General features: G+C 36.4%; 25 protein-coding genes and 1 pseudogene. 5 read left to right on the top strand and 21 right to left on the bottom strand.

The features are described from left to right. Positions 1-7: 7 nt before the first annotated feature. Positions 8-1,573, bottom strand: a complete 1,566-nt coding sequence (locus CRO54_RS01590; protein WP_097127923.1) for a DUF4832 domain-containing protein — start codon at positions 1,571-1,573, stop codon at positions 8-10. A 194-nt stretch (positions 1,574-1,767) separates the two neighbouring features. Between CRO54_RS01590 and CRO54_RS21085 the strand changes: the two genes are divergently transcribed. Beyond that, positions 1,768-1,908 (top strand): hypothetical protein, encoded by a 141-nt coding sequence (locus CRO54_RS21085; protein ID WP_171047799.1) that lies wholly within the window; start codon positions 1,768-1,770, stop codon positions 1,906-1,908. A gap of 10 nt (positions 1,909-1,918) precedes the next feature. Further along, a complete protein-coding gene (locus CRO54_RS01585) occupies positions 1,919-3,184 on the top strand; it encodes an alpha/beta hydrolase family protein (RefSeq protein ID WP_097127921.1) in 1,266 nt (421 codons plus the stop codon). Between the two features lie 18 nt (positions 3,185-3,202). On the opposite strand, the gene CRO54_RS01580 is transcribed toward CRO54_RS01585, so the two are convergent. The 19 genes and pseudogenes from CRO54_RS01580 to CRO54_RS01490 form a co-directional block, all read right to left on the bottom strand. Beyond that, complete coding sequence (locus CRO54_RS01580; RefSeq protein ID WP_205943932.1) at positions 3,203-3,976, bottom strand: GDSL-type esterase/lipase family protein; 774 nt, start codon at positions 3,974-3,976, stop codon at positions 3,203-3,205. Between the two features lie 225 nt (positions 3,977-4,201). After that, positions 4,202-5,965: a histidine kinase dimerization/phosphoacceptor domain -containing protein gene (locus CRO54_RS01575; RefSeq protein WP_171047798.1), complete on the bottom strand. Its 1,764-nt coding sequence runs from the start codon at positions 5,963-5,965 to the stop codon at positions 4,202-4,204. 362 nt (positions 5,966-6,327) lie between these two features. Next, on the bottom strand, positions 6,328-7,065 hold the full coding sequence (locus CRO54_RS01570; RefSeq protein ID WP_097127917.1) for a DUF1266 domain-containing protein: 738 nt from the start codon (positions 7,063-7,065) through the stop codon (positions 6,328-6,330). Between the two features lie 133 nt (positions 7,066-7,198). Further along, a complete protein-coding gene (locus CRO54_RS01565) occupies positions 7,199-7,564 on the bottom strand; it encodes a hypothetical protein (protein ID WP_097127914.1) in 366 nt (121 codons plus the stop codon). Between the two features lie 11 nt (positions 7,565-7,575). Beyond that, a complete protein-coding gene (locus CRO54_RS01560; protein WP_097127911.1) occupies positions 7,576-8,055 on the bottom strand; it encodes a hypothetical protein in 480 nt (159 codons plus the stop codon). A 25-nt stretch (positions 8,056-8,080) separates the two neighbouring features. Continuing rightward, the gene (locus CRO54_RS01555; RefSeq protein ID WP_097127909.1) at positions 8,081-8,818 is read right to left on the bottom strand and encodes a DUF1266 domain-containing protein; all 738 of its coding nucleotides are present in this window, start codon (positions 8,816-8,818) and stop codon (positions 8,081-8,083) included. Positions 8,819-8,857: 39 nt separating this feature from the next. Further along, entirely contained in the window at positions 8,858-9,544 is a 687-nt protein-coding gene (locus CRO54_RS01550; RefSeq protein WP_138765725.1) for a hypothetical protein, read from the bottom strand. A gap of 219 nt (positions 9,545-9,763) precedes the next feature. Continuing rightward, on the bottom strand, positions 9,764-9,991 hold the full coding sequence (locus tag CRO54_RS01545; protein WP_097127904.1) for a hypothetical protein: 228 nt from the start codon (positions 9,989-9,991) through the stop codon (positions 9,764-9,766). A gap of 20 nt (positions 9,992-10,011) precedes the next feature. Beyond that, positions 10,012-10,614 carry a hypothetical protein gene (locus CRO54_RS01540; RefSeq protein ID WP_138765724.1) on the bottom strand — a complete coding sequence of 201 codons (603 nt, stop codon included), beginning with the start codon at positions 10,612-10,614 and terminating at the stop codon, positions 10,012-10,014. A gap of 35 nt (positions 10,615-10,649) precedes the next feature. Further along, positions 10,650-10,907, bottom strand: coding sequence for a hypothetical protein (locus CRO54_RS01535; RefSeq protein ID WP_179747327.1), 258 nt, complete (start codon positions 10,905-10,907; stop codon positions 10,650-10,652). Between the two features lie 99 nt (positions 10,908-11,006). Beyond that, the gene (gene tnpA, locus CRO54_RS01530; RefSeq protein ID WP_240774987.1) at positions 11,007-11,510 is read right to left on the bottom strand and encodes an IS200/IS605 family transposase; all 504 of its coding nucleotides are present in this window, start codon (positions 11,508-11,510) and stop codon (positions 11,007-11,009) included. A 416-nt stretch (positions 11,511-11,926) separates the two neighbouring features. Next, positions 11,927-12,991, bottom strand: a complete 1,065-nt coding sequence (locus CRO54_RS01525; protein ID WP_097127897.1) for an ankyrin repeat domain-containing protein — start codon at positions 12,989-12,991, stop codon at positions 11,927-11,929. A gap of 130 nt (positions 12,992-13,121) precedes the next feature. Next, positions 13,122-13,607, bottom strand: a complete 486-nt coding sequence (locus CRO54_RS01520; protein WP_097127894.1) for a hypothetical protein — start codon at positions 13,605-13,607, stop codon at positions 13,122-13,124. 211 nt (positions 13,608-13,818) lie between these two features. Further along, positions 13,819-14,103: an immunity 17 family protein gene (locus tag CRO54_RS01515; RefSeq protein WP_097127891.1), complete on the bottom strand. Its 285-nt coding sequence runs from the start codon at positions 14,101-14,103 to the stop codon at positions 13,819-13,821. 40 nt (positions 14,104-14,143) lie between these two features. After that, positions 14,144-15,136 carry a hypothetical protein gene (locus tag CRO54_RS01510; protein WP_097127889.1) on the bottom strand — a complete coding sequence of 331 codons (993 nt, stop codon included), beginning with the start codon at positions 15,134-15,136 and terminating at the stop codon, positions 14,144-14,146. Between the two features lie 31 nt (positions 15,137-15,167). After that, positions 15,168-15,653, bottom strand: a complete 486-nt coding sequence (locus CRO54_RS01505) for a hypothetical protein (RefSeq protein ID WP_097127887.1) — start codon at positions 15,651-15,653, stop codon at positions 15,168-15,170. A 224-nt stretch (positions 15,654-15,877) separates the two neighbouring features. Then, a pseudogene (locus tag CRO54_RS21655) lies at positions 15,878-16,855 on the bottom strand (ankyrin repeat domain-containing protein); the annotation flags it as partial. Positions 16,856-16,880: 25 nt separating this feature from the next. After that, positions 16,881-18,464: an ankyrin repeat domain-containing protein gene (locus CRO54_RS01495; RefSeq protein ID WP_097127882.1), complete on the bottom strand. Its 1,584-nt coding sequence runs from the start codon at positions 18,462-18,464 to the stop codon at positions 16,881-16,883. Between the two features lie 2 nt (positions 18,465-18,466). Then, a complete protein-coding gene (locus CRO54_RS01490) occupies positions 18,467-18,985 on the bottom strand; it encodes a hypothetical protein (protein WP_097127880.1) in 519 nt (172 codons plus the stop codon). 468 nt (positions 18,986-19,453) lie between these two features. Between CRO54_RS01490 and CRO54_RS01485 the strand changes: the two genes are divergently transcribed. From CRO54_RS01485 to rnhA, 3 genes are all read left to right on the top strand, one after another. Continuing rightward, positions 19,454-20,131: a TetR/AcrR family transcriptional regulator gene (locus CRO54_RS01485; RefSeq protein ID WP_097127878.1), complete on the top strand. Its 678-nt coding sequence runs from the start codon at positions 19,454-19,456 to the stop codon at positions 20,129-20,131. A gap of 244 nt (positions 20,132-20,375) precedes the next feature. Then, positions 20,376-23,615 carry a S41 family peptidase gene (locus CRO54_RS01480; RefSeq protein ID WP_097127875.1) on the top strand — a complete coding sequence of 1,080 codons (3,240 nt, stop codon included), beginning with the start codon at positions 20,376-20,378 and terminating at the stop codon, positions 23,613-23,615. 98 nt (positions 23,616-23,713) lie between these two features. Further along, complete coding sequence (rnhA, locus tag CRO54_RS01475; protein ID WP_097127873.1) at positions 23,714-24,190, top strand: ribonuclease HI; 477 nt, start codon at positions 23,714-23,716, stop codon at positions 24,188-24,190. A 58-nt stretch (positions 24,191-24,248) separates the two neighbouring features. Here rnhA and CRO54_RS01470 read toward each other — a convergent pair whose 3' ends face one another. Continuing rightward, positions 24,249-24,767, bottom strand: coding sequence for a DUF2911 domain-containing protein (locus CRO54_RS01470; protein WP_097127871.1), 519 nt, complete (start codon positions 24,765-24,767; stop codon positions 24,249-24,251). Positions 24,768-24,804: the final 37 nt, after the last annotated feature.

Genomic DNA, 24,804 nt, shown 5'->3' with positions numbered 1-24,804 from the left:
TTGGTCGCTATTGCACTTGCACCTCATTCAATTTCACCCAGCCATCTAGCGTAACTTCTTCTTCAACAGCCAATTTGATCGCTGGCTGATTTTCTTGTGTGGTATCTACCATAGCTACCGCCCAATGATATTTCCCTGCCGGAAGATTTACCGATGTATTTAAATCATAAGACATTAAATTATCTTTTAACCAACTAGAAGGTTCGGCCTGATAATCTACAAAAACTTGCTTCACTTTATTTTCTCCGTCTAGTAAGGCAAAAGCCACTTTGTATTTATAGTTCCATTGCGGAATATTATTAGGAAAATAGCCCCAACCCATATTTTTCCAACGATGTGTAATGGTCGCTGTAGTATTTGCCTTAACTTGATTTGGAAGATTGATTTCGTCTGGATATAAGCGATAACCACCTTTGGCATTAAAACCCTGCACTAAAGAGAATTCCTTAAACCACGATTCAGTATCTCCTACCCTAAAATCCATCATATTTACATGAGCCTCTGCCGAAGCCTCAAACTCACCTTTTCTCACATCTTCGGCGTGCCCTTTTCTGTATTTCCCACTTGGATCTATCCAATAACTGTGTGTTTTTGAGGTAATCCAGCCGCCCTCCATAATAATAGGGCGTTTAAAATTCCACTTCTTGGCAAAATCCTTCTCCCAGCCTTGGTAATAGCCTGTCATTCCAAAAGCATCGTGCCTCAAACTATAACCTTTTGCTATCGCTTTTTCCAATAATCTTTCGCTATTATGATTTGCTGGCGCCCAACTTTCCGGATGGCCCACCAAACGGTGGTAATTGATGACCAGAGGAATTTTGGTGAAGGTTCTTGCATACAAATCAGTTACCCAATCCAACACTTCTTCCTTCGTTCTTTCTATATCTTCTGGTTTTGCAATTTTCGGATCTTGATAAACTACATGATGTGCCTCGCCCCATTTGCCTAAACCATAAGCATCAATAAATGAGGTACGTTTAGGATCATTAAATTCCTTGGCAAATGCCTCAATAAATTTGCTATAATATTTTCTAAATATGGGATCTTGTGGGTAAGGTGTTTGCCTATTCGGGTTTTCAGGATTTTCTAGATAGAATTTTGCACCAGCATCAAATACAAAAGCAGGCGTATTCTGTCCTTGATCTCGGCCATCTACTACTACACGAAAAGCTACCGGTAACCCTCTTTTTTCTGCACCTTTGATCAGCTTTGCTATTCTAGAATTTGGATTATTCCATGCATAAACTCCATCTTTCGGGTTTAAAGACGCCCAACTTGTACGGATGTAACAGGCAGCAGCGTAATCTATCACTTTCACTTTCTTCCCTAACTCTGGCACAAAATATTCAGTGTCCCAATAAGATTCATCAGCACTGCGAGCTGCATACATTACCCAACCATTTAGCGGATTACGTAAAACTGTTTTGCTATCGTATTTCGGCGTTACGGAAATGTATGTGGCACTTCCGTCATCAAACAATTTGTTTGCAGAAGAGGTCATCATCACAGAGCTACAAAGCAAGGCAATCAGAACAGCTTTTATTATTTTATTAAGGTTTAACTTCTCGCTCATTAATTCGTCGCAACTATATTATAGGTTTCATTCTCCGTTAATTTTCCCTTTTGAGATAAACTAACTTTTGGTTAATTCGAATTAATTGAAAAGAAAGATTTCTAGAATTGACGATTAAAAGGTCAAGAAACGACCGTAACAAGATTTTAGACTTGTCGTAATTCATTTTCATACATTCATTTGGTTAAGTCGATATGATTACAAAAGTATCCAAACCGACATTTGCCGATGGTATGGTTTTGTTCGGAAATGGTTTGTTTTTGTACAGAAAAGCTGAAGAAGCAGTCGAGAGCCCAATCTTATCTGTAGTTTTAGGTTACGCTAACCAACTATAAATACCATATCATGAAAGGATTCTCCAATTTCAAAACAAATCCATTGTGTAAAGCAAATCTTAGAAACATCACTTTGGCTACCCTACTTTTGATAAGCTCTAAAAATATCTATGCACAAAAAACAGACAAGTTTATGGGCGAGATTGTTAACTATGATGAAACAACGGTACCGAAATATAACTTACCCGATCTTTTAAAAAACCCCAAAGGTGAAAGGGTAAAAAATATTTCTACTTGGGAAAAGAAACGCCGACCAGAAATATTAAGCTTGTTCGAAGAAAATATTTACGGTACTATGCCAAGCAAGTTTGATAGCCTTAATTTCAAAATCACAAACGAAAAAGCTGATGCAATGGATGGAAAAGCACACCTTAAAGAAATTGAAATTACCGCTTGGAATAAAGGCAATTCGGTAAGTTTTCCCGTGGTGCTTTTCATCCCCAACAAACGTACAAAACCGGCTCCTGTTTTTTTATTGATCAATAACCGCGGCAAAAGAAATACCGATCCCACCAGAATAAGTAAAAGCACTTTCTGGCCTGCTGAAATGATTATAGATAGCGGTTATGCAATTGCTGCTTTTCATAATGCAGACGTAGCTCCAGACCGTAAAGAAACTTATCAAAATGGAATTTTAACACAACTATTTCCAGAACAACTACAAAAGGATAACGGAATGAAAGCTATCGGATCTTGGGCTTGGGCAGCAAGTAGGGTAATGGATTATTTTATATCTGATAAGGATATCGACGCTAAAAAAGTAGCGATTGTTGGCCATTCTCGTGGAGGAAAAACAGCTTTATGGGCTGGTGCGCAAGACCAACGTTTTGCAATGGTTTTTAACAGTTGTTCGGGAAGTACTGGTGCCTCATTAGCACGCCGCAAATATGGTGAAACCGTAAGTTTAATCAATAAACAATTCGGTCATTGGTTCAACAACAATTACAAAAAATTCAGTAATAACGTTGATAGCTTACCAGTAGACCAACACATGTTGATTGGACTCATTGCACCTCGACCAGTTTATACCACCAATGCCACACAAGATCGCTGGGCAGATCCGTACGGTTCTTTTCTGTCTTCGGTAAATGCCAAACCGATATACGATCTCTATCGTCAAAAAGTAACGTTGCCAAAAGATATGCCGCAGATCAATCGTCCAATCATCAATTCAGCTATTGGTTATCATTTTAGAGAAGGTGCGCATGACCTAAATGTTTACGACTGGACAAATTTTATAAGGTTTGCCAATTTCAATTATGCTGTGAAAAATTGAAAGCTTACAGTTTAAGGCCTAGAATAAAGCTTTGTAAATTGCTTTAGCCCAAAAATCGCCCAAAATATGTGCGCCTTCTTTATTTGGATGTAGATAGAAAGTACCATGAGTACCTTGCTCTGGAGCTAGATACTGCTCATGATGTTTTTTGAAAAACCGAAATGCTTTTATATCTCCTAGATATACGCTTCCTGGATTAGCTTTTTTATAATATTTCACCAATTTACGCAGTTCGGGACCGTAGGTCTGTAGCCTATCTAAACCTTCCTGCATGTAGGTAGAACGATTATGGGTATTAGGACTGTACCAAATAGGTTGTTGGTAAATAATCTTAGATTTAGGAAAAGCAGACAACAAGCTATCAGTAATGACTTTTAGGTTATTGTAGTAATCTTTATTTGATACTGGTGCGCCTTTTGGTCCTTTTACAGCACTATCGTTAGTTCCTAATTTGATAGAAAAGATTAACAATGCATCTGTATTTGCAAATGATCTTGCCGCTTTTAATACCGTAGGAAAATCTGTATTAGTTTTCGGTAAAACGTCAACGCTGGTATGTCCACTAACGCCCTGATTAGAAAACTCAACATTTCCAACCCCAGCTTGAAGGCGTAGCCAAGCACAGGTTTCGTTGGTAGGTGCATCTTTTGCTCTATCCGCTAAGCCTCCGCCGTAGGTAATACTGTTACCAATAAAAACGATATTAAGATCTTTTTTTTGTTGTTGAGCGTACCCTGATAAAGCACCTAAAATCAAAAAGGTGTAGATAAGGAGATAGTTAATATTTTTCACATCACAAGATACACAACTTAGTGGAATTACAATTTAGAAACCTAGAATTATAAACGCTTATGCCAATTGATGATAGTTGAATTATATCGCACAGTCTTTAGTTTCCGAAGACAATAGCGTATCCTCACCTCGATTTTGAAAATAGCTACGAAAAGAGGCTTTTTCTTTGTTTAGAGTAATTTCTAACAATTGTTCTTACCTATTTTTTCTTTCGCACCTATTAAATCAAGAGATGCCTAAACGGTTATCCGAAAAAATAAAAGTATAGAAAATACCATTGACGTTAGTCAGTTCCAATTCACCTTGCATCTGTCTTGTAAGGTCTCGAATCAGGTCGGTACCAAATGAAGAAATCACATTTTCGGGCATTCCGCTACCATTGTCATTATAATACATGAGCCAAGCATTTTCTTTAAGCTCTATTTTTAATGTTATTTGAGGATGCACACAATTTTTAAAAGCGTGTTTATAAGAGTTAACAATTAATTCAGTAACAATCAGTCCTAAAGGTAGTCCCCTACTACTGTCCAATTGTAATCCATCGTTAATCGAGACTTTAAAAGCTACTCTATTCTCAGCATCAAAAACTTGTGCAGAATGTTTAATGATATTTTCGATAAATGGTTTTAAGGCAAGAGGCTGATTACCTTCTCCTAACTGCAAATTATCGTTCACAAGCATCATCGCCTTTATTCGCGAAATATTATCTTTTAATATCCCATCGGCATCCATATTATCCTTAGCAGCCAAACGTAGACTGTTAAGGCCATATAATACTTGCAGGTTGTTTTTTACTCTATGGTTTAGTTCGTTGATAAGTGTCTCAATATGCGCATTACGCTGGCTCAGTTCTTTTGTGCGTTCTTTTACGTTTTGCTCTAACAATTCATTTTGATGTTGTTGCAACAATGTCAATTCTTTAAGGAAGTGGGTATGATCATCCTCAAACTTTTTTAGCCTACCATTTAGCCCCATCAAAAATAAAAATGCAATGCAAACAGAAACTGCTTTAGAAATACTAGGCAGAACGATGTAATAATCTTCACCCCAGCCGTAGATTCCTGCCGTACTCATCAAATTTGTCATCAGAAAACAAATGAGACCATAAGCCAATAATCGCTCATGTTTATCTAGTTTTTTCCAAATCTTTACTAAAAGAACAACGGAGTAGACAAACAGAACCAATAAAAAATTAGTAGATATTTTTGCTGTTAACTGGTAATTAGTAAAATAATAATTGATTAAAAAGATAATTGCTGCCATCAATGGAAGTCCATAAATTAAAGTCTTACCCCACCGATATAATTTGACATCCCTTTCTTTGATATTCCACGAATCAAGCAACAACATATACAAACCGAAAAGCCCTAAATACAAACAACATTGTACAATAAGTAAACCCATCCATGGTGCCGAAGCGAAAAACCAGTCTATCATATACCTATTTAAGCCAATGCCATACAAATTAAACGCACCTACAAATAACATAAGCCATATAAATGGTCGGTAACGTGTAGAAACCCATCTTAGGAATATATATATAAATAACAGTGCTGAAGCCCCTTGTGGCCAAAGCTCGTTGAGCTCTCTTTCGAATTTTTTTTCTAAGAATTGATACCTCTCACTAAGATAAAAATCAAATATGGGCGAATAGCTCTTGATATGCTCGCTTTTTATCAATAAAATGTAAGAGACATTTTTATCTGCCTTAAATGAGAAATGATATCGACTATCTCCTTTAGTGATCTGTTCGATTGCCCGCAGTGCCCCCGCCGAGCGGTGCATCAATACGGCACCAGGCGTATCGGCTATCAAATACAAATCTGCAAAGGTTAAATGTCGAAAATCAATAACCACACTAATTTGCTGCGTGCTTTTAAAGCGAGTCTTTAACCAAAAGGCATTGGTCTTTCCTTTATAAGTAAATCTATTAAGTGGCTGAAATAAGGAATCATTTTTTAACAATTCTTTTGCAGTATACTTTTGCATACTGTCTTCGAGAACTACAAAATGTTGCTTTAGGTTAACTTTAGCTTTAGAAGGTTCAAAAATGAATGGCTTTTGGCCGCGAATTTCACTTCCGAAGCAAGTAAAAAAAAACAAAAGACAAAGCAAATACCTAAATAGCAACCGCATTAAAAATGTTTTTTTAAATTAAAAATCATAGCACTACCAACCAAAAGCAAGAAAGTATATCTAAAAATGGATAAAAATATACAATTTCTTTCCCTGAAGTTCTATTTTTTAAAAAAACATTGCTTATAAAGAGTTAAACTAAAATACAGATACAGAGCTTTCTGTCTCAGAAAACTTCATTTTTAATTCAATTTTGAGCTATGGATGAATATAATCTAGGATTTTGCAAAGGCATATCTTTTATAAACATCTATGTCTTCTGTTTTACCAAAAGTTGGATTTTGACTATGCAGCACTTGTTTACTTTCAACAGCTACATCATCTAAATCAAAGCCCTGAATGGTTCTACCTAACAAAAACGAAACGGTATAATCTGTCCAGTCTGTGCCATGCTCATTTGCAATTGCAGCTGCTCTTTCCATATAACTCCAAGCCTCTGCTTCTGTCAAATATCCACACCAATAACACCATTTAGCTAGCGAGACAGCACGGCAGATATCCCAACCATAAGCATTTTTAGTTTGCTCAACTACTGAAAGTTCAATTCCCAATTCTTTGGCGATATTTTTTTGAATTTTTGCCAATTCTGGAGATGGCTGTTGTAAAAGGAGATAAAATTCAGTGCTTCTTCTGAGCGCTAACAAATTGTTTAATGTTTCTTTAGCGTCTTCAGCATTTGATATTTCCCATTGATTTTGCAGCCCAGAAATGTATTGGTCTAAACCATTTTCTGGAGTAAATCCCAAAATCTTTTCCATACGGTAATAAAAAAGGATAGCACCGAAAGTCAGTAATCTTTTTTGCTCTTCCGTTAAGGGATTTCCAGAGTGAGTGCTTTTAAATTCATCAAGTTGTTGCTGCTTTCTTTTTTTTGTCATGCTTCTCAGCACCATCATATAGATGATAAAAACTACGGCAACTGCTCCAATAATAAAATAAACGTTTGTACTCATAATTAAATAGTTAATGTTTTACACTAGGTATAAAACATTAACTTTAATTTTTGTTTTACTTCGTTGTTTTTTTATTTCGATTTATAGAATCCGAACGCTGAATTCTATATGGACACTATCTTTTTGAAGAAGATTAATTCATCACTTCGTTATAATGCTCTTCGCTAGTAACCGAATTTAGGTTTTCAACATCATAATAGATGATCAGTTTCTCGCCATTTTCTTTAGAAGGCAGCGCATTTTTATCCATTTTTGCGGTCACTAATTCTCCCTTATCATTTTTGAACTGAATTGTCCAGATGATGTTTGCACCTTTACCTATACGACCATTACTTTCCTGACTAATAATGGTGGCTTCTGTTTTACTATAATTCTGATAAGCTTTCTTTGCTTCGTTGTTAATTTGTGCAAATGGACCATAATTATAAAACCAATAGGCACCAATACCAAACACAATCAACAATACGATAAAGCCAATTTTTGCTCCTTTACTTTGCATAATTTATTTTTTTATTTGTGAATAGTTACGTTAGTTAAATGATAGTTGCTTCCATCGTAATCAATAGTTCCACTAAATTTCAGCTTACCATTAGCTACTTCTTGATAGTCGTCTGTCATAAATTTGATAGTACTATTTTTGAAACTCTTATCTACTTCAGCGTAATTGCGTTCTTCTTCGCCCGTTAAAGGGGTCTGATTGTCCGCAAAATCAATCTCTGCTTCAATTAGTTTATCGCCTTCGCAAAATCCATCGGCATAAATGCCCATTTTATTTTTCTTACCCGCTGTTACGCTAGAAAAAGCTCCACAGAAAGATGCATATCCATCTACTGTTACCAATTTCCCATTCATAGATTGGTGTATTGCCAACGCTTTTAAAGCTGCTGCAGACAAAATTTCACCTTGTTTGTTAGGCTTACCTTTACTAGTACAATTGGTTAAATTGGCAATGAATATCAAAGCCAAAACTGTAATTTTATATGTTTTCATTCTTAAATTTTTAAATAGCTATTGATTACGATTGGGCGAACGCATATCTGCTGTAAACATCCGCATCCTGTATTTTACGGAGTGAAGGACTTTGACTATGCAAAATCTGCTTACTTTCAATAATTAAATCATCTAAATCGAAACCTTGTATGGTTCTTCCTAGCAAAAATGAAACGGTATAGTCTGTCCAGTTTTTACCATTTTGATTGGCTATTGCTGCAGCTTTCCCCATTATGTCCCAAGTTTCACTTTCGGTTAAGTAACCACACCAGTAGCACCATTTTGCTAAAGAAACAGCTCGGCAAATATCCCAGCCGTATGCAGATTTGGTTTGCTCTACCACAGAAACTTCAATACCCAAACCTTTGGCAATGCTCTTTTGGATTTTAACCACATCCGCAGAAGGTTGATCTAACAACGATTGAAATTCGCTACTTCTTTCCAATGCTAATAAATCATTTAAGGTTTTTTTTGCTTCTGCAGCATTTGATATTTCCCACTGTTGCGTTAAGCCATGTGCATAAATCTCTAAGCGACTTTCGGGTGTGATGCCCAAAATCTTTTCGTTACGATTGTAAAACAAGATTGCTCCAAAAGTAAGTAACCTCTTTTGCGCCTCAGTTAATGGATTTCCAGAACTATTGCGGTTAAAGTTATCCAACTGTTGTTGTTTTTTCTTTTTCATCACGTTTTGCAGTACAATCATATAGATGATGAATACTACTGCAACTCCGCCGATAATAAAATAGATGTTTGTGTTCATGTTTTTGATTTTTAGATGTTTTATTTATTTGTTTTATAATTAGTTACTACGATACTGTGCTGCGAACTCTAAAAATGGCTTTGCAAATAGATGGTTTACTTTTGCCATATCATCTAAGCCATGCTTTTTGGCAGATGGATGTGCGTATACCTTATCATAAAAGAAAAACTTATATTGCGTATCTACACTTTCAAAGCTTAGACGTTCCGTTTCTCCAGCATAAGCATTGTTTTTAAGCATATCTGCTGAGGTTACTTTGCCAACTTCCAAGTTATTCATCTGACTTCTTTCAAAAGATAAATGTTCTTTACATTGCCCACGCTCTGAGTAATGCAGGTAGTGAAGTTTATGATTGGTTAATGCCAAATAATAATGCTCTGTATTATCCACTTCTTTTATACCAACGCCTGTTAACTTACCCAGTGCTTTACCAGCCATATTTACCGCTTGCTGGCGTAAAAAATCTTTGGTTTCTCGTTTTTCCTGGCAAGATATTACCGCAATAATATCTTGCTCATTAATTTGAAATGCGATGGGTTTGACGTGTTCGTTCTCTCGCACAAACTGCGTTTTGGTTTCTGTTTCTCTGCCTGCTATTTGTTGTGCAAAATCGATAGAAGCGTTATTCATCTTGGCTTCATAACTGGCATTCATTTTAGGTACAATTACAAAACTGTACAACATAAAAAGAGCGATAACCACTATTGGTATGGCTATAATCCACATAATTTGTTTTTTCTAGATTGATGTTTTTATTTATTATTTACTTGATCTTTGGTGTTCGCATGGGCCTCAACACTGAAAAATGTGCAATTGCTTGGCTCGATCGTCATGCTGAATTTATTTTACTGCGTAGCTTTCCGCATTGCTACAGGTCAGCATCTGTTCTACATGAAGGACTCTAAAATAAATTCAGCATGACGATGGCTCATTAAAAACAAAACCTTATAAATGTTTGGTAATAGTTCTACCGTCTTCTTGCTGAGGTATTTTCGGCTTTAGTTTGCTAGAAATTACCCGTAAAACGATGGCTAATGCAACTGTAAAAATCTCCATTTTACTGTGGCTTAAAAATGTCCAACCATAGTGCGACAGCTTTAATACCATAGAAAAAACAGCATAAAAAGCTATCAGGAAACTTAAATAATAAGTTACTAAAGATAAAATACGCATGGCGAAGAAGACGGTTAGATTTACGGAGTTTCTACGATGACAACTTTGCCCGCATCATCTAATTTGAAGTTAAACTCGTAATAGTTTGTTCTTACCATTCTACCTGTTTGGGTCTTCCCTTCGCCTTTTTTGGTTACGTTAATTTTGAAGTTCTGTTTAGCTTTTCCATCCTTATCAAATGAAAAACTATACTCATACAAATTGTGGGTTGCGGCTTCTTCAGGCATTAATTTGATTGCTTCGTCTACTTTTTGAGGGATTGGCTCCACATCAAAATCCTTAACTGCCATTGTTTTGGTTTTTTGCATCTGGAAAGTCATTTTACGCTCAGAAGCAAAGGTTTCTTTAGGCTCTTGAAGTCCTTTTTCTACGCTATACACATGCTCCATTTGTTTTTCGCCTTCCCAATAAACAATTTTGATTTCACCCAACTCGCCATAAAGCTCTTCTTTAGCCTTAATTTCTAATTCTTGTACCTGTTTTTCTGGGTCGAAGTTTTTAGCAATGATTTCTTTTACAGCCTTACCACCGCCTTCATTTTGGATGATAACATTGTCTGAACTGCATGAAGCTAGAGCGAAACTTATAGCCATTGCGCTAATTATTAGGTTTACTTTTTTCATTTTGATAGATTTAATTTGTTATTTATTGTTTTACATTATTTTCTAAATATTGCCACCAAGTTTTTATTGTTTTTGGTCATACTTTTGATGTTCCTTTTAGCCATTTTAAAGGTGCTTGGTGTAAAATTGGCATCAAGTTTTCCAAAAACAGCTTCATCGTTAATATCTGCCTGACTAAGGGCGTTTCCTTTGTGCGTTGCAAACACTAGATTTAGCTTGCCTGTATTGCAATGGGCACAAGTTTGCTGTGTACCAAAAGCCGATAAAAGTTTAGTTCTTGTTCCAAAAATCATCATGTTGTTTTTATAGTTAGGTTTAAAAATTTCTTGTTCTTTTTATGGTCTATTTATTAGATGTTAATTACGTTTTTTTTGAGATCAGTATGTTATTTATTAATTCTCCAACCAATCGAACAAATATTTTTCATCGTGTGCTATTTCAAATTTTTCTAGAAAGTCCAAATATTCTTCCTTAAAAGTTTTTGTACGATGATGTTCTTCCTGATTGGCAATATATTGATACACATTTTCTACTTGAGAATGTGCATATGAGAATGCACCATAACCTTCCTGCCATGAGAATTTCCCTTGTATCCAATTTTGCTCATTAATAAATTTTGAAGAATTGTTTTTAACATCGCGTATCAAATCTGAAATATTCATTATCGGTTTCAAACCGACAAATACATGAACATGGTCTGCAACACCATTTACTATGATTGATTTCTGACCTTTTCCAGTTATAATTCCAGCCATGTATTTGAAAACTTCATCACGCCAAGGTTTTTGCAAAAGATTTTGTCTTCCTTTTACCGCAAAAACAAATTGAATGTAGATTTGTGAATATGTACTCGCCATATTTTCATTTTTTTTACAATTATTTCCTTTTATAATCATATCATCCCTTTGGGATTTAATGACTACGATCCGTTTTATTCTATAATAATTTCATCCCTTCGAGATTCAATAACTATTTCGCCTTTGCTATAATCATAGCATCCCTTCGGGATTGGATTTTCGAAATTGTTACACATAAGTCCGAAGGACTGACAAGATTGTAGCCATTTTGCAATAATCATAGCATCCCGTCGGGATTGGATTTTCGAAATTATTATATATAAATCCGAAGGACTGACAAGATTATAGCCATTTTGCAATAATCATAGCATCCCGTCGGGATTAGATTTTCGAAATTATTATATATAAGTCCGAAGGACTGACAAGATTATAGCCATTTTGCATTTCTTCTTAAAAACCCCGAAGGGGTGACATGAATATTTCATATCATAATAATAAAGCAAGTTCTCTCAGTATTACCTCCTATAATTTGCCTTCTCCAATTTAACTGGGTTTGGATTTTTTAATACCCACTTAGTAGCAAGCTCACATAGAAAATGTATATCATCATCGTCACCATGACCATTCTTACGGATATATTTTACAATTTCTTCTGCATTGGCAAGCTCATCGTTACTTAAAGCACTACCCGATGAGAAATGCACTAAAAGGGCATCCAACATCTTTTTAAAATCTGCATCCCAATTACCACCACCATTTCTATAAATTTCGTCCCTCACTTTTCCAGCAATACGTACCACTTCGCCCTGAACGCTATTAGCACTGCCATTAGATGGAATTAGCAACTCCCACAATTCTTCGTACTGCGCCTGCCACGTGCTACCGCTTGCCACAATTGGCGATATACCATCATGCATAATCCTTCGTTTAACTGGCGTAACACCAAAAATCTTGTACAAACTACTTAGTGCTTCATCGGTTTCCTGCAGGTAATCTTTATTAAAATTATCTCTGTGAAACTCAAAATCTTCACCTTTGCGTGTTACGGCATCTTTCATTTTTTGCGTAATCGTATTGTCTGCTTCCAACAACAGCTTCGAAACTTCTACCAAATTTGGCAAATCGATGTTGTTGGCACGGCTTAATGCACTTTCTAATGGTGTTTGCTTGTAGTCATTCACCGCTTTCACATCAGCCCCATGTGCTATCAAAAGTTTTACGGCTATATCATTAAAACCACTACCCGCAGCAAAATGCAACGGGGTATCACCGTAAGTATCAACAGCATTTACATTGGCTCCGAGCTCTAAGAAAGCACTGATATCACCACCACGAAGCGAAGCCTGTTCATGTAAAGCAGTGCGCTGGTAAGTATCTACGGCTTCTAAATCGGCACCATTTGCTACCAGCCAATGCACAAACTCATTTGGGATGCGATAAAAACTAAACGCTGTTGCTTTTCCGTAGCCACCTCTTGCATTAATGTCGCTGGTTTCAAAAACCTTTTTAAATGCTTCAAAATCCTTACTCGAGATGATATCCCCAAAATCTTTCGGAAGTGTTTTCTTTTTCTTTGCCATAATATTTTCTTTATTGTTCTGTTAAAACTTTAAACAACCTTGATGGTTTATAGAATTTTTATTGGATTAAATACATAATAGCATTGCTAATTTGATACTTCAATTTCGGTATCACTTCGAATTTTGTAAGCTATATTTTCTCTATCACCACATTAGTGATATTATAAGTATAATCTTCCTTGCCAGAAATTTCGTTTTTTTCTCCTTTTTTGGTGTATTTCAAAAGCCCTGTTAACTTTACCTTATCGCTGAGGGTAAGTTTGTTACCACCTTTATCAAATACGATCACATCTTTACTCTCAAACTTTCTGCCTTCGCCATTAATTAAAATTGAATTCTTGCCTTCGCCGTAATTCATGGTTACAGTAAGTTTCTTATTTCCATTTAAAATGATGATAAAATCATTGTACACCTCAAACTCCATGTTGGTAGTACCGCCCCCTGTTCTAGTCAAAAAAGGCGTATTCAACCTACCTTCAAGTTCGATGGTTTTGCCATCATTATCATAGCTGGTTTCTATTTCTTTAGCCAATCTAACGCTACCATTGTTGTAGAAAATTGCTAAAAGCACAAGTACTACTAATGCTAGAGATAAGATTGTTTTAATTGTTTTCATAGTTGTTTTTTAGATGTTATTAAAAGATTATTTTGTTACTAGTAAATCCCAATACGAGGCCATATGATGGTATAGGCCACTTCACAATACTAGCGGTTTGTTGGTTTCTATTTTGTGTAATATTTTGAAGGTACAATTGCACTAGAAATGAGGTTGAAAATTGTTTTTAAAAATCCCATAGTTTTTATTTTAATTGTTTAATAGATATTTATTAATTTTTAATGATTAAGGCATAGTAAGATAAAAATATACCGATGCATAGCATTAATATTCCGCCCATGAAGCCAATAATTCGGGCAGTTTTTCGTCCTAGATAACGACTTATTTGTCCCATACTCCAATTGTTTTGATAATGTTTATACTCAGCATAGAGCCAATTCCAATTTTTTATTGCTCCTATAACGAGGCAAATTCCAAAGCCCAAAATTACCACAGCCAGTATTTTACCGAATACATTAGGGTCTGTAGTTTCCAAATGTTGACTTTTTCCTTCCATATGATGTTTTACGCTAAGAAAAATGTGTTTAAATCAACCATTATCCAATGGAGCTAATGATATGTTCCGTTTCGTCGATAAACCTTTCAATTCCTTTGGTTTTCCCAAAATCTCTCAATTCAAAGCTTTGGCGGGTTTTACCATTATTCTCTTTGAATAACAATTTCACATCTGTACCATTATACATTCCGTTGGTAGTGCTTCGGGTAATCGAAAAGTTATGAAATTCTGAAAGTGAATATTTGGCGAATGTTATGCCATAAAACTTAAAAACCAATTGCTTAGACTGGACATCAAAATGCGCCTGTTTAGAACACAATCCTACTAGCAATAGCAGTACACAGAACGAAATAACCATGTATTTCACTTCTTCGCTATCAGCAACAGTTCCAGCAAAGTAGTAGTAAACCGTTGCACAAAAAAACAAGGAAACTACAGCCAGGCCAAGTCCAAACTGCCTAAAAGGATTGGTGTGTACATGATATTTCCCTGCCTTAAAAGTATAATATTCAAAATTACCAGCAGCGATATCTAACTGCTTTTCGATAACAGCTCTGCGACTACTAGAAATAGCATTTTGGAGCGCAGGTAATACTTCGATTACAAACTGAGGAACAGCTGAGTGTAGAAAAACTCCCTTTCCAAATTTATCACCTTTTACGCTGATGAAATAGCCCATCTGCGTCGCCATGTTTTTATGGACAATGCTATCAATTTCATTAAAATGCATTAATCTTTTGCTTCCAAATATTCCTTTTCTATAAACTTCGGAAGTAATTAAATTGAAGGAAATGTAATTTTTCGCAAAAATTAACATCGGTATACCGAATATCAATGCAGTAACTAAAGCAGAAATACCGACAAACCTGAGGATACTTGTCAATGCGATATCTGCACCGCCCATGCCCAAAATTAAGCCTACCGGAATAATTAACAGCACTACGTAGATGATGGCGAGAATGATTAGCAGTTGATATTTTGGATAGACACTTATTTCACTTTGGTCTATCTTGTACTTGCATTTTTTTAACATGTTTTTCTTTTTGGTTAGATGTAGAATGTTTTTATTTTTTTATCAGATTGTAGAAGTCCGAGAACATTTCAACTTCCTTTTCTTGGTCTACTGCAATTTGATTTTGGCTCAGCAAAGCAGTAAGATTACCAGTGTATTTGGCAACGTTCATGGTAAAGCTATTGTCGTGTTTATCTACAAAGACATACCCTTGTGCTACGAAAGATTTTTCTAATCGCTGCAAATTATTTGGAAGTAGGTTGATTGGTTCTCCAAACTGAGAAAAATCATTTTTAAAAGGAACAAGGCTTAAATAAGTGCCTATGCTATTAAAGCCAATTATGTAGCTGTTTGCCCAATGAAACTTAACGAAAGGAACTTTAGCTTCACCTTCAAAATTACCATACAGGATGATGATATCATCAAGCTCGATTTTATTGGTCGCTTTCAAAAAAGTTTCTTTGAGTCTATTTTTTATCTCTTCATTTTGGGTCGGATTTGGCTTTATAATGCCCGAAAAGAAATCCTTAATATTCATAGGTAGTTTGGTTTGTTATTATTTAGTTCCTTATTAACTCGAGCTCGGTTATTAGTCAATTTTAAACTTATAGCTTGAACTTTAGTTCTGCCAGCCCCTGAAATAAATTCAGGGTGACGCAGGATGGACGGTTCGTCATGCTGAATTCATTTCAGCATCAACTTTTAGGTTTGTTTTAGTCATTAATTAATCGAACATAGGTTAGTGATTATGGAAATCAGGTCTTAAGAATCGGCTCCTGCCATAATTAATTGTTCTACAATTTCATTATAGCCCTTTTCCGAAGCGTAATGCAAAGCCGAATGTTCATCGTTATCTTTTTGATTTACATCTGCACCGCTATCAACTAACAAACCGGTAACTTCATTAAAACCACAAATCGCAGCTACAATTAATGGTGTTTCACCTTCGTTGTTTTTGCCGTTGATATCCATGCCTTCTTCTACCAGCAATTTCACAATTTCTTTATTTCCTCTGCTACTGCTATAGTGCAAAACCGAATTACCATCTAGGCGTTTTAGCGACATATCCGCGTCTGCATTAAGTAGCTGCTGTGCAACCCTTAGGTTATTTTGCATACAAGCCAGCACCAAAGCACTATCTCCATTATCGTTAAGGGCGTTGATGTTGATAGCACTTACTTTCAATAATTCTCCGACTACTTCAGCTTCATTATTCCAAACTGCCTGATGAAGTGGCGTATTTCCGGTACTATTTTTATCTTCAGCCTCGCCAACCAATAAAGCAACGGTATCTCGTAAACCTCTACTCGTAGCGTAATCCAAGGCGCTGTGACCTTCATTATCCTTAATACTTTTATCGGCACCTTTAGAAAGCAAAAACTTGGTAAATTCAGTTCTTCCTTCCGCAAGCGAATAAATTAATGCCGTTTTACCTTCTTTGTCGGTTGCGTTAATGTCCGCTCCGTTATCCAACAAAACAGTAACGATTTCTTTATTTCCGCTTTGCGACACCATGTGCAAAGGTGTGGTACTTTGATTATTTGCCAAGTTGATATCAGCGCCACCTTCTACCAAAATTTTAACGATATCTCTCGCACCTTTTTGGCAAGCATAATATAAGGCAGTATTGCCCATCGCATCACGTTTATCGAGGTTTATTCCACCTTTTTTAAGCAGTGTTTGCACAATTGCTTTCTGGTTATTTTTACAGGCATTTAAAAATATAGCATCCATTTTATTTAGTTTTTTTTGTGATTGATTTGATTTACATTTTTTCTAACAACCAAGCTACCAAGGTTTCGTTATCTCGTTCTCCGGCGTAATCCAATGCTGATTTTTCATCGTTATCTTTCGCATCGATTAATAGGTTGCCAAATTCCCCTAATAGCTCGCAATAGGTTTTCGCCACCGATTTATCCGAATTATTGATAGCGTACATTAGTACAGTTTTGCCATTTTTATCACGTAATTCTGTAGATGCACCTTGCTCTAAAATGGTGATGAGGTTTTTCTCCCCTCGCTGCGAATCTGCCAAACACAAATACATCAGTGCAGAGATTCCATCACGATTGGTTTGGTTTACATCAGCATCCGAATAAATGGCTTCCTGTACTAATACAGTCGAAATGGTATCGCCATTATACAGCGTTAAACTGTCTGCATACTTTGCAGAAATGGTAAGCAAAGTATTTTCATCATCATCTAAAAGCGAGTTAATATCAAATCCAGCTGCGAGATAAGCTTTCAAAATTTGCTGAAAAGTTTTCTCTTTAAATCTTTCAAAATTGGTATTTACGCTAGAGTGTGGCGTATACAAATACCTAAAAGGATGCCATGATTTGCTATCACGAAGTGTTGCATCTGCCCCATTTTTCAGTAATAAGTCTGTAATTTCGAAACTATGCTCCATCATTGCAATCGCCAATGGTGTCATTCCATTGTGTTTATCATTCTCCTTATCGTAAGCTTCATTTACGTTTTCGCCAAGTTCTATGAGTGCCGTTAATGCTTCTACATCTTTGTTGGCACAAGCCTGATGAACGTCCATTCCGCCAGCATTAAAATAAAGTGGCACAGTTTCTTGTTCAGAAAAATCAACACCTTTTAAAATGGCAGCAATTGATTTCGATTTCCGAGCGATAGCTAGTTCCACAGCAGTTCTTCCTTCGTTATTTTTCTGGAAAGGGTCAATTCCAAATTCTTTAGCTACAATGGCAAAAGTGATAAATTGGTTAAACCTTGCTTTACTTACATTGTGTTTCCATTCCAATACGCTTCTTTCTTGCGCCTGTCTCTGGTTACTTTCATCAAAATTGGGGTCATTTTGATGTACCATTAAACGTTCTAGATCATTTTCATAATTAGAAACCGCCGAATTTGAGTATTCTACTAAAATGTGTAATAGTGTATTTCCCCTGCGGTCGGTAAAGTCCATTTTGGCACCTATTTCCTGATAAGCTTCTAACATTTCGGTATAACCTACCCTTGCACCACGCATCAATGCGGTTTCGCCGTCAGAATTTTTTCTAAGTGGACTAACTTTTGTTTCAAGTAGCTTTTTTGTGCATTCGTAGACCTGTTTTTCCCCTATAAAATAATCGTAGGTACGCAACGGAGTAGCCAAAAAATGCAATAACGTATCTCCATTCCGATTTTCTACCCCAGCAGTTCGCCAACCTTGTTCAATCAAGTAGTCAAGCATTTCTAAATTTGCAAAACCACAAACCTGTTCCCAAACCTGAATTTGTTCTTCTTCTGTAGCCTCGGTAATTTCCGAAATGTACATTTCTTTTATTTCTGCAGGTTGTTTACCCTGAAGATAAGCTTGTTCAATGTGGTATAAATTCATGTTTATAAGGTATTTACTTTAGATTTTGCGACAATTAAGGCTTCTTGTACATTCTTACATTTATCCATCTCTGGCAATGTGGATAGCCGAATAACTTCCTGCCAATTTTCTTGTACGAGATGAAGATCAACCATTAACCTTCGGATGCGCAACTTTACTATGTTAGTGCTTAGTTCAACTGTCGTTTCATTTAATGCAAGCTGATATAGATTGTTTTCAAACTCGTGGATGAATAGTTCGTTTGATACATTTTGATTAGACTGACTGGAAATCGAAGGTGCCGTAACCTGAGTTAACGCTGCTGTTAAAACAGATATAGCTTTTGCATATTCTTTAGCAAAATAATGGCACAATGCCATATTGTACAGCAACGTTACAGATTTGCTCTTGCTATTTTGGTAGAGATAACTAAATGCTGCGTGAGCGAAAACCCATTGTGAGGTATTGATGTACACGATCCCGTCAGCAAATAATCTTGTTAAGTCGATATTAGGTTCTGTTGAGTTTTTATTTATTAACATAGACAGCAATTATTAGTTATACGAAAACGATATCAATATGTAAGTTAAAACACCTTATCGTTTAAAATAGTTGTGGATTGAAATTCGCTGGATATTCTTGATAATTCGTTAGCAGACAGTTACTATTCGAAAAGGTGACTTTGAAAATCTAATAACCAACATTTACTTGGCCATTACACATCCCTTGACCTCTGGCACTTAGCAACTTTTTTCCTGAATACACTTCTGTCACTATCATTTTCGTCAAATGCAACATTCTATCTTGTGCAAACAAAAATTTACTGTATAAAACATTTTCATCTTCCATATTAAATCTTATTTATTTGTGTTTTTGATAGGCTCGCATTCATTTTTTAAAATTTAGGGTAGAGGCAATTAATTCCCCAACCCCTTAAACAAAATCATTATTCCTATTCATGGGAATTAATTTTATTTTTGTTTTGAGACACTATAATTGTACCAAAATTGATGAGCCACCAAACGACAGAAAGCAAAAGAAAAATAACTGATGGTATGGTTAGAAATAAAGAACGTACCAAGAAAAAAATGCTCGAGGCAGTTGGAGATGTCTTAAAAGAGAAAGGATATGCTGGGCTGACCATCAATAATATTGTGAAGAAAGCAGGGGTTGACCGAAAGCTCATCGCACTTTATTTTGGTAGTCTAAATAACATGATTGAAGAATATTTAATACAAAGAGATTACTGGATGACCAAAGTTGCCCCCAAGCTAAATGCGATTGTAGATAGTACTGGCGTATTTGGAGAGCACGAAATCGTATCCATATTACATACCCTTTATGATGAAATAGACAGCTCTCCCGACTTTCAAAAAATACTTAGCTGGGAGGTTTGTGAGTATCAAGACAAATTGAGAGCGCTGGCAGACAAAAGAGAAGAACTCGGAACCGCACTTTATAAGTTAACGGATAAAGATTTTGAAGGTACTAACTTAAATTTAAGAGCAATTATAGCTTTACAAGTGGCTGGTATTTATTATATGATTTTACATGCAAAATCTACAGGTAGTAATTTTTGCGAAATTGATATTAACACAAAAGAAGGACAGCAGTTAATAAAAGAAGCTTTGACTAAAATTGTAGCTTTAGTTTACAACGAAGCAGGCATTCAAAACACCTTTAAATAATGGTTTATTCTTATAGGCTATAAGTTTTTTTTATACCAGTAATTTCTTGTTCATTATTTTAAAAAATTATTGGGTAAAATAAAGGAATCATGGGGTCGAAATCTCCTTTTTTCGGGCACCTAAATCATCTAAGTGTGGAATTTGAGACCATTCGCACTTAAAACATCAGGTTTGTTACCTGTAAATATTACATCATTATATTAACTTAGCCTAGCTATTAAAGCTGCTTCAAAAACGCAATTTCATGAAAAAACTACTACTATTTTGTGCTTATTTTTTACTGCATACGCAACTTTTTGCTCAGGAAAAACCTCAGTGGATGAGATATCCATCTATATCTCCTGATGGCAGTACCATTGCTTTTACTTACAAAGGCGATTTATATCGTGTAGCTAGCACAGGTGGCACCGCACAACAGCTTACTTTTCATGAAGCACATGATTTTATGCCTCAGTGGAGTAAGGATGGGAAACAAATTGCATTCGCATCAGACCGTTACGGTAATTTTGACGTTTTTGTGATGGAAGCTAACGGTGGCGCTGCAAAACGCTTAACCTATCACTCTAGTGATGAAGTTCCTTTCAGCTTTTCTGCAGATAATAAATCAGTAATTTTTGGTGGTGTAAGACAAGATGCCGTTAACCATCGTCAGTTTCCTACAACCTCGCAACCAGAATTATACAGCGTTCCAAACAATGGCGGCAATATTTCCCAAATTTTCACTATTCCAGCCGAAGCCGTACAAACCAGTAAAGACGGTTCTAAAATGATTTACCACGATAAAAAAGGAGGTGAAAACGAATGGAGAAAACACCACAAATCATCTGTAGCGAGAGATATTTGGGTTTACGATAAAAAAACCGACAAGCACACTCAAATCACCAGCTTTTATGGTGAGAACAGAAATCCGGTATTTACGGATAATGAGCAAAGTATCTATTATTTGAGTGAGGAAAGTGGCACTTTCAACATTCACAAAATGCCTTTGAAAGAAAAAGCAAAAAGCGAGCAGCTTACCAAATTCAGCAATTTTCCTGTCAGATTTTTAAGTTCATCCAATAATGGCACTTTATCTTTTAGCTATGATGGAGAACTATACACTTTAAAAGTTGGGGCTACTCCTCAAAAACTCAACATCACTATCCATACCCAAGAAAAAGCAAACAATGATGGCTTTGTGACTATTAACGGTGGAGTTAGGGAAATGTCGGTATCGCCCGATGGCAAAGAAGTAGCTTTTATAGCCAGAGGTGAAGTTTTCATCACATCGGTGGATGGAAAAATGACCAAAAGAATTACCAATACACCAGAGCAAGAACGATTTGTAGAATTTGCTCCAGATGGAAAATCGGTGGTTTATGCCAGTGAACGCGATGGCAAGTGGCGTATCTACGAAACCAAAAAAGTGCGCAAGGAAGAGCCTTACTTTTTTGCTTCTACCCTATTGGAAGAAAAACCGTTGATAAGTAATTCGAACGACAATTATATGCCTGCAATATCGCCTGATGGCAAAAAAATTGCTTTTATAGAAAATCGCAGGTCGTTGAAAGTAATGGAAATCTCCAACAAAAACACGGTTACCTTACTTACTCCAGACCAACTTTTTTACATGCAAGATGGCGACCAGTATTTTACTTGGAGTCCAGATAGCAAGTGGTTGTTAGCCACTTACAGACCAACTATGTCTAACGGCGAAGTGGTATTATTAGATGCAAATGGCAAACAGGCCATGAGAAATTTAACGAAAAGCGGTTACGGCGATGGTGGTGCAAAATGGGTAAATGGTGGTAAACAATTGATCTGGTTCAGTAACCGAGACGGGATGAAGGCACATGCCAATAGTGGCTCATCGCAGCGAGATGTGTACAGTTTGTTTCTAACTAAAGACAGCTGGGAGCGTTTTAATTTGAGTAAAGACGATTTTGCACTACTGAAAGATATTGAAGCAACCGAAAAAAAGGCAAAGGAAGAAGCAGCAAAAAAAGCAGCTAAAGATCCTAAAGTTAAACTAGTACCAAAGCCAGATTCTACCGTTGTTTTTGATTGGGATGGTTTGGAAAATAGAAAAGCCAGATTAACGATACATTCTTCTGCTTTAGGAGATGCTGTATTGTCTAAGGATGGTGAAAAACTTTATTACTTGGCTAGTTTCGAAAAAGGAAGCAATTTATGGAGCACTAACTTACGCACCAAAGAAACCAAAATGGAAATCCCTTTAGGTGGCATGGGCGGTAGTTTATCATGGGATAAAGCACAGAAAAACCTATATCTTTTGAGTGGCGGTAGCATTTCGAAGATTACTCCTGAAACCAATAAACGTGAGCAGATTAATATTGAAGGAGAAGTTCAACTAGACACAGAAGCAGAAAGGAAATCTATGTTTGAACATGTTTGGTTGCGCAATAAAGGGATGTTTTATACACCTACAATGCACGGCGCAGATTGGGATGGATTAAAACCTGCGTATGCAAAATATCTTCCTCACATTGGCAACAGCTATGAATTTGCCGAAATGTTATCAGAATTATTGGGAGAATTGAACGTATCGCATGCCGGAGCACGTTACAGCAGAACCATTCCAAATGCAGATGCTACCGCCTCATTAGGCGTCATTGGTAACTACCAGCACAAAGGTGACGGTATTTTAATAGATGAGGTGCTTTCTGGCGGTCCTTTAGACAGAACCAAATTCAATGTAAAACCTGGAATGGTGATTGAAAAAATTGATGGGGTTTTAATCGAAGCTAATCAAGACATCGCAAAATATTTGAATAGAAAAGCAGACCAATTCACCTTATTGGAAATCTTAGACCCTAAAACCAAGGAAAAACAGCAAATTACCATCAAACCTATCAGCTTGGGTGCAGAAAACCAGTTACTTTACAAACGCTGGGTTAAAAAGAATCAAGCTGAAGTAGATAGTTTAAGTAAAGGTCAACTCGGATATGTGCATATTCCAGGCATGAGCGATGGTCCTTACCGCAGTGTTTACGAGGAAATGATGGGCAAATATGCCGATCGTAAAGCAGTAATTATCGATACTCGTTTTAATGGTGGTGGCGATTTAGTATCTGATTTAGCCATGTTTTTTACTGGTCAGAAATTTTTAGATTATGCAACCGAACAACGTTCTGTAGGTTACGAGCCAACTTTTAGATGGACAAAACCTACTCTGGCTATGTTTAACGAAGCAAATTATAGCGATGGACATTGTTTTTCTTGCGGGTATAAAGATTTAGGCATAGGTAAAACCGTTGGTATGCCTGTACCAGGAACTTGCAGCTTTGCAGGTTGGGAAGCACTACCTGATGGCACACGTTGGGGCTCGGTTCCAATTAGTGCTAAAAATAAAGCTGGAGAGTGGTTAGAAAACAATGAAACTAAACCAGATATCCAAGTAAAAAACATGCCTGGATTAATTGATAAAGGTAAAGACCAACAATTGGAAGTAGCTATTGTAGAGTTACTGAAAGTGGTTAAATAAAATAGAGAGTGCCCCAAATTAAATGAGGCATTGCTTTTAGCTTCTTTTCCACATCGATACTCAACTTTCATCCATAAAACTTAGCTTTGCTTATTCATATGATAGAAATCTACACAGACGGAGCAGCAAGCGGAAATCCAGGACCAGGTGGTTACGGCGTAATTTTACGTTCGGGCAAACACTATAAAGAACTAAGTGGTGGTTTTAGAATGACTACCAATAACCGAATGGAGCTTTTGGCAGTAATTGTTGCACTGAAGGCATTGAAAACCCCAGGCCAAGATGTTGTTGTATTTTCCGACAGTAAATATGTGGTAGATTCCGTTGAAAAGGGTTGGGTTTTTGGCTGGGTGCAAAAAGGTTTTAAAGACAAAAAAAACAAAGATCTTTGGATACAATATCTTCAACAGCACAAACTACACAACGTTAAATTCAAATGGATTAAAGGTCATAACGAGCACCCGGAAAACGAACGTTGCGACCGTTTAGCAGTTGCAGCATCTCAAGACAAAGCCAATTGGGTGATTGATGCTCCTTTCGAAACAGAGCGTAATAATTCATCAAAATTACTATAACAAAAAAGCCGCAATCTCACAATCGCGGCTTTATAAATATTTAGTTTAGTTAATTATTCTATTTAATAGCTACAGGCACAGAAACCTTATCCCAATTTAAAGAAAAACCTTTGTTAGTAATGTTGTAAACTAGTTTTTCTTGCGTTGAACTTAACGGTTTAACTTTCACATCTACTCTCAAAGCATCTTTAGATTCTTCGTATTTATAAGCTCCCCATTGTTTAGGCTCTTTATTAAAGATAGCTGTCCAAGTACCGCTTTCTCTAGGAATTAAGAAAAAGCTATATTTTCCGGCAGGCAAAGCTTTACCTTCTACCTTAATATCTTTATCTGTTTCGAAAGTAGTAGCATCATTAGCACCAGCACGCCAAACTTTATCATACTTCTCCAATCCGCCCCAAATCTGACGACCTTTAACCGAAGGACTTCCATAATTAATGGTGATATTAGCAGCACCAACTTTTCCAGTAGCAGTTTCTGCCGGACTAGCTTTAGGTTTAGCATCTTGCGCCATTACATTAGCAGAAACCACCAGCATAAACATGAATGAGGTAATTGATTTAATTGTCGATTTCATAATTTTCTTTTTAATTTTCAGTTGCTACTAAATTAGT

Source organism: Pedobacter xixiisoli (assembly GCF_900215335.1).
Lineage (GTDB): Bacteria > Bacteroidota > Bacteroidia > Sphingobacteriales > Sphingobacteriaceae > Pedobacter > Pedobacter xixiisoli.
The sequence above is the reverse complement of the archived record's forward strand: the minus strand, read 5'-3'. Positions and strand labels throughout refer to the sequence as shown.